At 43.9% G+C, this 12,481-nt stretch carries 10 protein-coding genes; 3 read left to right on the top strand and 7 right to left on the bottom strand.

Annotated elements, in window-relative coordinates; genetic code table 11:
• Positions 1 to 515 (top strand): Uma2 family endonuclease (locus WKI49_01185; protein ID MEJ7621114.1); only part of this gene is annotated, 515 nt, incomplete at its 5' end.
• Here WKI49_01185 and coaBC read toward each other — a convergent pair.
• Both coaBC and WKI49_01175 read right to left on the bottom strand, forming a co-directional pair.
• A complete protein-coding gene (gene coaBC, locus WKI49_01180; GenBank protein ID MEJ7621113.1) occupies positions 484 to 1,644 on the bottom strand; it encodes a bifunctional phosphopantothenoylcysteine decarboxylase/phosphopantothenate--cysteine ligase CoaBC in 1,161 nt (386 codons plus the stop codon). The two genes, WKI49_01185 and coaBC, sit on opposite strands and share 32 nt — an antisense overlap.
• Positions 1,637 to 2,524, bottom strand: a complete 888-nt coding sequence (locus WKI49_01175) for an aspartate carbamoyltransferase catalytic subunit (GenBank protein ID MEJ7621112.1) — start codon at positions 2,522 to 2,524, stop codon at positions 1,637 to 1,639. The genes coaBC and WKI49_01175 overlap by 8 nt, the downstream gene beginning before the upstream one ends.
• A gap of 20 nt (positions 2,525 to 2,544) precedes the next feature.
• On the opposite strand from WKI49_01175, the gene WKI49_01170 reads away from it, so the two are divergent.
• A complete protein-coding gene (locus WKI49_01170; GenBank protein ID MEJ7621111.1) occupies positions 2,545 to 3,120 on the top strand; it encodes a DeoR family transcriptional regulator in 576 nt (191 codons plus the stop codon).
• A 10-nt stretch (positions 3,121 to 3,130) separates the two neighbouring features.
• On the top strand, positions 3,131 to 5,011 hold the full coding sequence (locus WKI49_01165; protein ID MEJ7621110.1) for a 2Fe-2S iron-sulfur cluster-binding protein: 1,881 nt from the start codon (positions 3,131 to 3,133) through the stop codon (positions 5,009 to 5,011).
• Between the two features lie 42 nt (positions 5,012 to 5,053).
• Here the strand turns inward: WKI49_01165 and dxs are convergent, their stop codons facing one another.
• The 5 genes from dxs to WKI49_01140 all read right to left on the bottom strand — a co-directional run.
• A complete protein-coding gene (dxs, locus tag WKI49_01160) occupies positions 5,054 to 6,949 on the bottom strand; it encodes a 1-deoxy-D-xylulose-5-phosphate synthase (protein ID MEJ7621109.1) in 1,896 nt (631 codons plus the stop codon).
• A gap of 41 nt (positions 6,950 to 6,990) precedes the next feature.
• Positions 6,991 to 7,386, bottom strand: coding sequence for a hypothetical protein (locus WKI49_01155; GenBank protein ID MEJ7621108.1), 396 nt, complete (start codon positions 7,384 to 7,386; stop codon positions 6,991 to 6,993).
• Complete coding sequence (gene rgy, locus WKI49_01150; GenBank protein ID MEJ7621107.1) at positions 7,386 to 10,820, bottom strand: reverse gyrase; 3,435 nt, start codon at positions 10,818 to 10,820, stop codon at positions 7,386 to 7,388. The genes WKI49_01155 and rgy overlap by 1 nt, the downstream gene beginning before the upstream one ends.
• A 7-nt stretch (positions 10,821 to 10,827) precedes the next feature.
• On the bottom strand, positions 10,828 to 12,129 hold the full coding sequence (gene der / locus WKI49_01145) for a ribosome biogenesis GTPase Der (GenBank protein MEJ7621106.1): 1,302 nt from the start codon (positions 12,127 to 12,129) through the stop codon (positions 10,828 to 10,830).
• A 28-nt stretch (positions 12,130 to 12,157) separates the two neighbouring features.
• A partial coding sequence (locus WKI49_01140; protein ID MEJ7621105.1) for a DUF190 domain-containing protein occupies positions 12,158 to 12,481 on the bottom strand: 324 nt, incomplete at its 5' end.

Genomic DNA, 12,481 nt, shown 5'->3' with positions numbered 1-12,481 from the left:
TATACCCAGAATGCTCAAGGATTGAACTTATTAACAGGGAGGTTTACGAGATGCCTGGACAATGCGTAAACCATCAAAGAGTAGTAGGCAACTTATACTTTAAACTTAGAAGTTTTCTGAAAGAGGGAATGGGTGAGGTTCTTTTATCGCCTGTGGATGTGGTTTTTGACCAAGAAAACGTGCTACAGCCTGACCTTGTTTACGTGTCTGACCCTTCAAAGGTAGAGGACAAGGTCTACGGCGTGCCTGAGCTTGTGGTGGAGGTTATATCTCCTCAAACTTTGGTAAGGGACTTTGTGGAAAAGCGGAAGTTATATGAGAGGTTTAAGGTTAAAGAATACTGGCTTATATTTCCCTTAGAAAAAACCATGTTCGTCTACGAACTTACAGAAAATGGCTATGAGCTTTATTCCTACGCCACAGAGAGAGGAAAGGTTAAGTCAAAAATCCTTGAAGGTTTTGAGTTGGAAGTGGAAGAGGTCTTTAAGGAGCTAAAATCTTTACCAACTCCTTAACCATGAGCTCGCTCGCCTGCAGTTTGTTGCTTGCCTTTAAGTTTATCGCTTTTCCTTCTTTGAATAAGATTATGCCTTCGTATTGCTCTGAACCTATACTTTCCAATGGGTTTGCCACTATAACATCAAGGTTTTTATCTTGCAGTTTCTTAAGGGCGTTTTCTTGGAGTTTTTGCCTCTCTTCTAAAGCAAAGCCTATAAGCACGTAGTCTTTCTTTAGCCTTCCGAGCTCTGCGAGTATGTCTGGGTTTTTAACCAATTCCAGAGTAAGTCTTTCTTGTTTTTTTAGCTTTCCTTCGTAGGTTTCAAGAGGTCTGTAGTCCGCTACCGCAGAGTTCATAACAATGATGTCCGCCCAGTCTTTCAGGTCCATTACCTTTTCATACATTTCCTTAGCGGATAAAACCCTTACAATTTCCACTTCCGGTGGCTCTTCCGCAGTAGTAAAACCTGCTATAACCTTTACCTGTGCACCATACCATCTAAAAACTCTTGCAAGAGAAAAACCCATAAGACCGCTGGAAAGGTTGGATATGAACCTCACACTGTCTATAAACTCTCTGGTAGCACCCGCAGTTATTAGCACCCTTTTGCCTTCAAGGGGCTTAGGTCTTAGGGCATACTCTATCCAATCAAGGAGCCTTTGTATGGACGCAAGCCTTCCTTGTCCTTCCTCTTGACATATAAGCCTTCCTTCCTCCGGCTCAACAAGTATCACTCCTCTCTCCCTTAGCCTCTTTATGTTCTCCTGCACCGCTGGATTTTTATACATCTCCACATTCCCAGCAGGAGCGAGCAGAAGTTTTCCCTTATGAGAAAGGGCACAGGTGGTAAGTAAGTTGTCTCCTATGCCTAAGGCAATTTTTGAAAGGGTGTTTATACTGCATGGAGCTATCACAAAAAGGTCAGACCATCTTGGTAGGTTTATGTGTAAAAGAGGGTCATCTTCCCAGTCCACATAAGCCTTGTTTCCAGAAAGAGCCTCAAAGGTAAGCCTGCTTATGAACCTCTCAGAAAAGGGAGACATAACAACCTTAACTTCATGCCCTGACTTTATGAGTTCCCTTACAAGCTCACAAGCCTTATATATGGCAATGCTTGAGCTAACGCCAAGAAGTATCTTAGCCATCCTTTAAAGCCCAGTATAAAACCGCCATCCTTACGTATAGACCCATTTCCACCTGCTTTAGAACCAAGGACTTGTCCAAATAAACCACCTCCGCATCCACATCCACATAGAGGTTTACAGGTCCTGGGTGCATAAAGTAGCCCTTTAGCCTTTTGTATCTCTCCTTTGTTAGACCAAACTGGAGAAAGTAGCTTTCTTTACTTGGAATGTAGCTTTCTGTAAACCTTTCTTCTTGTAGTCTTAGCCATATGCATAAGTCCGCCCACTCAATAGCCTCATCCACACTATCAAAAACTTGCTCCACTCCAAAGGGAGAAAGGTCTGAAGGAATAAGAGTTTTGGGTCCACAAACTCCAACCTTAGCACCGTAAAGACTAAAAAGGTATGCACCAGAACGGAAAACTCTGCTATGGAGTATGTCTCCGATGTATAACACCTTTAGGTTTTCCAAAGAACCAAAAACCTCTATAGCGGTAAAGAGGTCAATTAGCCCTTGTGTAGGATGTTGATGCGTCCCATCGCCCGCATTTATAAGGCTTATTTCCTCCCCCTTGTAGCCTTCGTAGGGAAAGAGAACAAAGGGAACTCTAAGCACCAAGGCTCTAAAACCAAGAGCTTGAAGAGTTTTTATGGTATCTCTTAGACTTTCTCCCTTTTCTATTGAGCTTTCTCCCCTGCCTGCGTAATAGGTTCTAAGCCCCAAAAGCCTACAAGCTTTCTCAAAGGATAAGCGAGTCCTTGTAGAGCTTTCAAGAAAAAACAAAGCAACATCACCTTCAAGAGTTTCTCTTTCTCCGTCCCTGAACCTGTTTGAGAAATGCCTCAAAAGGTCTATATCCTCTTTGCTGAGGTCTCTCACAGATATTAGATGTTTTGGCATTTCAGGAATATAATTTTAACATGGACCGAAAGGAAAAAATAATAGAGCTCATACCACAGGGATACAGGAGCGTAAAGGCTCTTGCCCAGCACTTTGGCGTATCCCTTATGACCATCTACAGGGATGTGAGGGAGCTGGAGAAGGAGGGTAGGATTGTAAGAAAACATGGAGAACTGCTCCTAAGAGAAGAGGCAGGAGAGGTCATAGAAGAAACCGTCCCATCCTGTGCCTATTGCACCAAACCTATAGAAAAAAGGCTTGAGTTTACATACAGAATGAAGAGGGGCAAGTTTGTAAGGGCTTGTTGTGCTCACTGCGGGCTTTTGCTATACAAAAGCCTAAGGGAAGAGGATATTGAGTCCTGTATGACCTGGGACTTTATAAGCTCCAAACCCCTGAGTTGTTTCTCCGCATGGTATGTAATAGGCTCTTCCGCCATGCCATGTTGTTCTCCCTCTGCCATAGCCTTTGCAAACAAGGAAGATGCGGAGAAGTTTGCTAAGGGCTTTGGAGGAATAGTGGCGAGTTTTGATGAGGCGGTGGAGGGCATTGAAAAGCTCATGAAAAGAGGAACTCCAGTAAAATTGAAAATCTAAGGAGTGTGCTATGGAAAAGGTAAGGATATTTGTAGATGGTGTGGAGTATGAGGTAGACAAGAAAAAGCCTCTACTTCAAAGCTTGCTTGACCTTGGTATAAGCATTCCATATTTTTGCTACCATCCTCGCCTGAGGATAATCGGTGCCTGTAGGATGTGCATAGTCTACAACGAGAAGACTGGAAGGCTTATGACCTCATGCAATGTATACCCAGAGGAGGGCATGTCCATATCCGTCCAGCATCCTTTGGTAAAAGAAAACCAAAAATACCTTCTTCAAGCCTTTATGACAAGGCATCCCCTTGACTGTCCCATATGCGACAAGGCAGGAGAGTGCGACCTGCAAAACTATGGAGCTCTCTTTGGACCCCAGAAACAAATCGTGCCAGTCTCCGCCCTTGAAAAGGAAAGACATCAGCTTGACTGGGAAAGCGACTTTTTAGAGTATTACTCCAATAGGTGCGTGGTATGTTATAGATGCACAAGGGTTTGCGACGAGGTGGTAGGAGCTCACGCTCTATATGTGGAAGAGAGAGGCTTTCAGGCAAACATAGCACCCACTGTTAGACCTATGGATACCTCTTCCTGTGAGATGTGTGGTCTTTGTGTGTATGTTTGTCCAGTGGGTGCTATTATCTCCAAACCCTTCAAGTATTGGACAAGAAGCTGGCTCTTGAAAAGGGAAAAAACCACATGCGGTTTGTGTCCTGTAGGCTGTGAGATACAGATAGAGTATGGAGTGGGAGACTGGAGGTCAAAGGAAAAGGTGTATAGAACCAAGCCCACTGACGAGCTAAATATATGTGCCAAGGCTTTCTTTGGCTACGATGTGCTAAACCACGAGAGGCTCAGGTCTCCCAAAATGTATGGTAGGGAAGAAACCAGTGGCAACATAGCCAACCTCCTCTCCATGTTGCTTAAAGGAAAGCATGAAGAGACCTTACTTGTCCTATCCCTTTATATGACAAACGAAGACTACGACTTAATAGCTCAGATAGTAAAAAGAACTGGCGTAATGGTAAGCTCAACCCTAAGTCTTGACCTAAAAGCCTTCCTTGAAAGCTATGGAGAATACCAGCCAATAGGCATAGAAGATATAAAGAAGGCGGACTTTTATGTTTTCATAGGAGAAGACATAACCTCAACCTCACCAGTGCTATCCTATTACACTAAAGGCAAGGTATACCGTATAGGCAAAGGCACAAGAGACCAAAAGCTAAACCCCATTGAAATTCAGAAGGAAGACCTGCAAAACCTTGAAGGTAAGGGCGTGATAGTCTTCAATGCCATAGGCATGAAGCCACAAGAGGCAAGAGAATGGGGTGCGTATCTCAAAGACCTTTGCAAAGAAAAGGGCTTTAGGCTTATGCTTTTATACGATGGGAACTTTCTTGGACTTCTAAGACACATACCATTGAGCTGGCTTTCGGACCTTCATGAAGCTCTCCAAAGGGCAAAGAACCTTGTCATCTTTGGCGAAGACCTAACGGACTATATGAAAATGGAGGAGCTTGAGAAAGTATTTGAAGGTCTTGAGCATCTTGTAGTCTTTTCTCCCTTTGAGGATGGTCTTGCTCAATACGCTCAGATAAAAATACCCATGAGCTTAATGGGTGAGACAGATGGCACTCTTACCACTTTAATGGGAGAGAAAAAGACCTTTAAGTTCCTGCCAAAAGCCTTCAACCACACAGAGTTTTTAAGGAGCTTGCTTGAGTATCTACCTCAAGGAGAAAAGGAGCCAGTGGTCCTAAAAGGCGAGCCAAAAGACTTCAGGAGAGAAATGCATCTGTATAGAAACAATTGGATAACAAGAAGAAGCGAAAACCTTACAAGGCTTTATGAGAAAAACATAGCGGTGATGGAGATAGTGAAAGGGTTGAGTGGATGATAGGGCAATAAATTTTTAAATCTCTCACCTACGTCCCTACCCTCAACGCCCACTTTCTAAAAGCCTTCCCTTTACGAACTCCAAAACTCTCTCCTTTATGCCTTCTGCATCTATGCCCACCAAGTTTCTAAGCAGGTTTTGGTTTCCATGCTCTATGAACCTGTCGGGAATGCCTAAGGTGAGAACCCTCTTGGTGTAGCCCCTCTTTGCCAACCACTCAAGCACTCCAGAGCCAAAGCCCCCCATAAGCACGTTGTCCTCCACCGTTATAAAGAAGTCATAGGTGTTTGCCAACCTTTCCAAAAGCTCCTCATCCATAGGCTTTACAAACCTTGCGTTTACCACCGCAAAGTCAATACCCTCTCTTAGAAGCTCCTCCGAAGCCTTGAGAGCTTGATAGACTGTGTAGCCCACTCCCAATATCACACCATCCTTGCCCTCTTTTAGAAGCTCCCAACTTCCTACCTTTATGAGACGAAAACCCTCCGTAGGCACGCCGTAGGCTGGACCTCTTGGATACCTTATGGCAAAGGGTCCATTGTAGTGCAGTGCGGTATATAGTAGGTCTCTTAGCTCCTGCTCATCCTTTGGTGCGGACACCACCATATTAGGAATGCACCTAAGGTATGAGAGGTCAAAAACTCCGTGATGTGTTGGTCCATCATCACCCACAAGACCGCCCCTGTCTATGGCAAAAACCACATGCAAGTTTTGAAGTGCTATGTCGTGTATAACTTGGTCGTATGCCCTTTGGAGAAAGGTAGAATAGTAGCAGGCTACAGGTTTGAGACCTCCTGCCGCAAGACCACCTGCAAAGGTGCAGGCATGCTGTTCCGCAATACCTACATCAAAAAACCTTTCGGGAAACCTTTGGCTAAACTCCACAAGACCAGAGCCTTCCTTCATGGCAGGTGTTATCACCACTATGTTCGGGTCTTGTTCCGCCAGCTCCACTATGGCTTTTCCAAAGACGGAAGTCCAAGTGGGTGGTGAAGGCTTTTTGATAAACTCGCCAGACTCTCTTTTGTAGGGTGCAACACCGTGCCAAGTAACTGGGTCGTTTTCTGCTGGCTTGTAGCCTTTACCCTTTTTGGTATACACGTGCAAGAGGACAGGTCCTTCTATATACTTTATGTTCTCAAGGGTTCTCTCTAAGGCAGGTAGGTCATGTCCGTTTACTGGACCTATATAGTTAAAGCCAAGTTCCTCAAAGAGAACTCCAGGAGATAAAAGACCCTTTAGAAACTCCTCTGTAAGCTTCATGACTCTGAGTGCAGGACTTCCCAAATGCTCAAGGAGATGCTTTACCTTCTGTCTTGTTTCTTGCACAAAGCGTCCGCTTAGTATTTTGCTAAGGTATGTGGATATGGCACCTACGTTAGGAGAGATGGACATTTCGTTGTCGTTGAGGATAACTATAAACTTGTTTGGTCTTAGATGTCCTGCGTTGTTTAGTGCTTCAAAAGCCATGCCTGCGGTCATGGCACCATCGCCTATCACCGCCACCACATAACGGTCTTGCTCACCCAAAAGGTCAAAGGCTTTCCTAAAGCCAAGTGCAGCGGATATGGAAGTGGAGCTATGCCCTGCACCAAAGGCGTCAAAGGGACTTTCTTCCCTTCTTAGAAAACCCGATATGCCTCCGTATTGTCTAAGGGTTGGGAACAGTTCCTTTCTGTCTGTGAGTATCTTCCAGGGATATGCCTGATGTCCTATGTCCCAAACTATAACATCCTTGGGTGGTTCAAAGACCCTTAAAAGTGCTATGGTTAACTCTACAACACCAAGCCCCGGTGCCACATGACCTCCATTTTTTGCGGTAACCTCTATAAGATAGTCTCTTACCTCTTCCGCAAGCCTTTCAAGCTCTTTATAGTCATACCTCTTTAGGTCTATAGGACCACCGTATTCCCTTAAAAGTTCATACCTTTCTAACATGACTATAAAGCTATGCTTATTTTCTTACCTTTCAATATGCCTTATGAGAAGAATACCAACCTAAGCATCCATCCTGTAAAGAACTGGAAAAGGGTAAGTAATAACCCCAACAGAGGAAGCAAAGCTAACCTCTTTCCAGCGGTTTCTCCCTTAAACCAAAAGACCACAAAGGTTAGCACAGAAAGGGCAAGCAGAAATACCCCGTTCCACTTGTGAGGAAATCCCCATATAAAAGGCGTTTTTGCCTGCACCCAATCAATAGAAGAAACACGAAAACCAAATACCACCGACAGTAGGGCAAAGACTATAAGGGCTACGTTCAAGTAGAGTGCATACTTCATCATACCTCTTAACTTTAGCAAACTAACTATGTAGAGGGCAAACACACCAAGGGCTAATAATACCGTGGGATACGCAAAGAGAGGATGCAAAACCATCAAACTACCTCCAGCTTTTTGTCCAATTCTATTATACTCCTGTAAAGGTCATTAAGTATGTCCGCATAGTCCTCTTTGCCCTCCTCCACCTTGTCCATAAGCTCTTCAAGCCTTCTGGTAAACTCTTCTTTGAGAAACTCGTGCACCTCCTTCCTGCTCTGCAGGTAGCTGTATACTTCTTTTCCGAGTTTTGTAGGAATGAGAAAGCCCTTGTTTTCTATCACATAGCCCCTCTCTATGAGTTTTTCCACTATGCTTGCGTAAGTGGAAGGTCTGCCTATGCCCCTTCTTTTCATCTCCTGCACCAGCTCTCCATGAGTGTATAGATAAGCCTTTGGCTGTGAAAGGAGCTTTTTCCTTTCAGAGACATCCACAGAGCCTAATATGGGTTTGTAAACCTCTAAGGGTATTAACCTGTTCCAGCCATCCTCAAGCACTTCAACGGGCACTTCAATTTCCTTTTCCCTTCCATCTGCAAGGATGTGGAGCTTATAAACTCTTAACTTTACTGGTTTCATCTGGCTTGCCATAAACTGCCTAAAGATAAGCTCATAAAGCAGTATGTGTTCTTTGGATAGACCTTCCGCTTGACCGCTTAGAAATAGAGCTCTTAGCTCCTCTGGGTCTATGCCCTTTGTGGGTCTTATACATTCATGAGCCCCACCCTCTCCCCATACCCTTGCATGGAAGTATTCCTCTCCAAATTCTTCACTTATATACTCCTTAGCCAAGCCTATACCGTAGTCAGACACCCTTGTGGAGTCCGTCCTGTGGTAGGTTATGTATCCCAGCTCAAAAAGGGTTTGAGCAAGGCTCATAGTCTTTGGCAGAGACCACCTGTAGGCATCGCTGGCAGACTTGAGCATGGTGTCTGTGCTAAAAGGTGGTGGTGGATTTTTGAGTTCTTGTCTTTCTTCTATTAACTCAACCCTTATTTGCGAAAGCATGGAATAAAAGGTATGTGCCTCTTCCTTGCTTTCAAAACTCCAATCCACTCTTAGCCTTCCTCCATCGTCCAATGGAACCACGATCTTGTAAACCTTCTGCCTGTATTCCCTCTCTCTCTGTATTATCCAGCCAAGGACTGGAGTTTGAACCCTTCCAGCTGAAAGCCATTGCTTTCCAAAGGCTTTTTGCAGGAGCTTAGAAAACTCAAAGCCTACCCATCTGTCCGCCACCCTTCTAAGTATTTGTGCCTTTACGAGGTTAAGGTCAAAATCCCTACTTTCCCTTATGGCTTTCCTAATAGCCTTTTTCGTAACTTCGTGAAACTCCATCCTCCTTATGTTAGAATTATACGCCCTTAGCAATAATGCGATATCCCATCCTATCTTCTCACCCTCTGTGTCTGGGTCTGTGGCTATTAGAACCTCTTGAGCCTCCATTGCCATACGCCTTAGGCTTTCAATTATCCTCTCTTTACCTTCAATAGCTTCATACACAGGCACAGGCTTCCCATCCATATAAACGCCATGAAAGCCCTCTTCCTTGTTTAGGTCAAGCACATGCCCAAGGCTTGCGGTTATCATTATGTATCTATCCTCTGCAGAGGTCTCCATAAGCTCGTGGTCTCCCACACGCCTTCTTACCGCTTTACCAAAGAAGTTAGCAATAGTCTTTGCCTTATTGGGAGACTCCACCACTATAAGCACAGGTTTTAAAAGCTCCTTACTCTCTGGCTTTTCCTCACCCGCAAGAAACTTTCTTATCTTCTCTCTGTCTGTGTCCACCTCTTTTATAAGACCTTTGACCTCCTCTTCTCTAAAAGCCTTAAACTCTATCTCCTCGTTGAACCATTTTACCTTCCTTATAAGATGCCTAAAAGCCCTCTTGTCATCCACGAGCACAAGGCTTATGCCCTTGCTTATGCCACCTGCAAACATACGGGAAGTCCTTCCACTTGCCTGCAGATAGCCCGTGGCGTCAGAAACTATTATCTGGTAGCCTTCTTCTGTCTTCCTTAGGGTTATCTCCTCCGAGGCTTGGATTAGCTCAAGCACTTCTTCTTCCAAAAGAAAGCCACTCACATCCTCTCTAAGTTTGTCTATCTTCTCCACAAGCTCAGGCTTATCCTTTAGAAAGTCTTCACTAAGATACTGATACCTCCTTAGACTTTCAAGCCACTTGTCCACTTCCTTAAGTCTGTTAGGCATTCTTTTGGCTATAAGCCCCCGTAAGGACATAAGAGCCCAAAGGATATGAGAGAGGTTTTTCTCAAACTTTAGAGATATCACTATCTTTGGAACGCCATAAAAGAGTGCATACCTTATCACGTGAGGCAAGTCTATACCCCTCGCAAGAGGATTTCTGTATGACGCTATACCCACCAAAAGGTCTATCTTACCCTCCTCGTAGTCCCTTAACACCTCTTCGTCCATCTTTTCGTAAGAAACCGCTCTTATACCCCTTTCTTGCAGGTATGACACAAGCTCATCCACAAACTCCTTCTTTCTATCTGAAGATACAAAGAGCAATCCACCCTTTCCCAGAAGTCTTATCCATTCTTCTATAGGCTTTGTCTCAATGTCCTCATATAGGTCTACCACGTTTCTTAGGTAAAAGGTAGGAGTTCCCACTTCAAAACCAAGGAGTTCCCTAAAGAGTTTTATCCTGTTTGAGCGAGGGTTGGAAGTGGCAGAGGAAACCACAAGCACACCCCTTCTTTTCTTTGAAAGCTCCTTCACCTTTTCTGAAAGCTCTTTTATACCCTCCCAGTCCTCTTCCTTTTTATTTCTAACCCCCTTTAGCCTTATAAGTTTCATGGCAAGGTCAATATCCTCCTGCTCAAAGCCCAAGAGGAAAAGAAGCTTGTCTATGTTTTTGGCTGTCTTAAGAAAGGAATCCACATCATCCACAAAAATAAAGTCAAAACCCCTTGGAATTGTTTCATGGTTTTTGTAAAGAAACATAGAAGTGCTTACAAGCACCTTAAAGTCCCCTTCCAGAAGCCTTTTCTTTCTAAGTTCCTTTTGTTTTTTGCTTTCTTCAGAAAAGTATAGGATATCCTCCTCCTTTAGACCAAAGTTGAGAAGCCTTTGGACCACCTGCTCCACCAAGAGCTTTGTGGGAAGTATCACATAAGACCTTTTACCCTTCTTTGCAAAATAGCTTGCCATAGAAAGACCAAAGGAAGTTTTACCAACACCAGTAGGTGCCAAAAGCCCAAAGGAGTTTCCAAGAAAAACCCTCTTTGCCCAGCTAACCTGCAAACTCCAAGGCTTTGACCTCAAAAAACTTTCAAAATGAGCTTCCCAAGAACTTAGCTCTTCCTCCACGTGGCAAAGCCTTTTGAGCTCCCCCTCTCTTACAAGACTATCACAAAGCTCTCCATAGCTTGGCATACACTTCTCACAAGGAAGCCCAAGCTCAAGCCTCTCTGCACTTATATCTCCTCCACAGTTAGGACAAAGGTTTTTAAAACTGCTGGCTATCATAGCTCTTCTATTTTACAGCACCTTCCCTGTCCTTTAAAATAAGCTTTATAGGTGCATACTTTATTTGAAGATGCTCTCTAAGTTTCTTTTCAAAAAACCTCAGGTAATCCTTTCTCCAAAGCTCTGGGTCGTTTGTAAATACCACAATGGTTGGTGGTCTTGTGCTCTCCTGAAAGGCATAGTATATCTTTACTTCCTTTCCCTTCTTAGAGGGTGGATGTTTTTCTCTTATGACCTTTTCTATTGCTCTGTTTACAAAGGAAGTTTTGTGTTGTATGTTGTAGTCTTTCCAAACAAGCTCGCAAGCCCTAAGCAGGTCCTCCACTCCTTGCCCCTTAATAGCAGAAGTTAGCACAATGGGTGCAAAATCAAGAAAATACAGCTCCTTTCTTATATAACTTTCTATCTCCCTCTTGCTTGCCTTTACTAAGTCCACCTTGTTGCCTACTATTACGCATCCCTTGTATCTTCTCTCTATAAGACCTCCTATCCTCTTGTCTTGGGCGGTTACACCTTCTGAGAGGTCAATCAAAAGGCAGGATATGTCCGAAAGCTCTATGGCTTTTATGGACCTACCTACAGAGAAAAACTCTACACCGTATTCAACCTTGCTCCTTCTCCTTATACCTGCGGTATCTATGAGAACAAAGTCTTTTCCTTCAAAGGAAAAGGGCACTTCTATAGCATCCCTTGTAGTTCCTGCAATTGGAGAGACTATAACTCTTTCCTCTTTTAGTATGGCGTTTATTAGAGATGACTTTCCCACGTTGGGTCTTCCCACGAAAGCTATGCGTATGCCTTCTATACTTTTCTCCTCACCCTCTGGAATAAGTGCTACAAGGCTATCAAGAAGCTCACCTATACCCCTTCCATGCTGTGCGGATATAGGAAAGACCCTTTCAAAGCCAAGAGAGTAAAATTCATAAACTCTATCTTCTAAGCGGTCTGTATCAATTTTGTTTACCGCCATAAATACCTTTTCCCTATATGGATAGAGTAGCTTAGCTATATACTGGTCTCCAGCGGTAAGCCCTTCCCTTCCATCCACTACGAATATTATCGCCTTAGCTTCAGACAAAACTCTTTGTACCTGCCTCTTGATGCCCTCTGCTATCTCATCACCCTTCTCAAGCACACCTCCCGTATCCGCAACGGTAAAAGTCCTATCTCGCCACTGAACCACACCTTCTACCATATCTCTGGTAACTCCGGGCACGTCATGAACTATGCTTTTCCTTCTCCTTACGAGCCTGTTAAAGAGAGTAGACTTTCCTACGTTAGGTCTTCCCACTATGAGAATGTCAACCATTAGGAAACTATTCTAAAGCAAATTTCCCTTACGAAGGCTTTATAACCTTTACTTTTTCAAGGGTTATTACACCTTCCTTCACAAGTCTTGAAAGTTCAGGCAGAATCTCTTGAACCTTTTCCTCACAGTCCACTATCTCCACTACTATTGGAAGGTCAGAAGATAGACTAAAGATACTCGCTTTGTGTATTACAGAAGACTTTCCATAGCCAAGTATACCTCTAAAAACCGTAGCACCCGCAATACCCTTTTCCCTACAAAACTCCACCACATACCTATAAAGAGGCTTTCCTTCGTATTTGTCATTCTCACCAAAAAACATCCTAACCAAAATAGCGGTTTCACACTGCAT

It is taken from the genome of Aquificaceae bacterium (genome assembly GCA_037722135.1).
GTDB classification, from domain to species: Bacteria; Aquificota; Aquificia; order Aquificales; family Aquificaceae; genus Pampinifervens; species Pampinifervens sericum.
The sequence above is the reverse complement of the archived record's forward strand: the minus strand, read 5'-3'. Positions and strand labels throughout refer to the sequence as shown.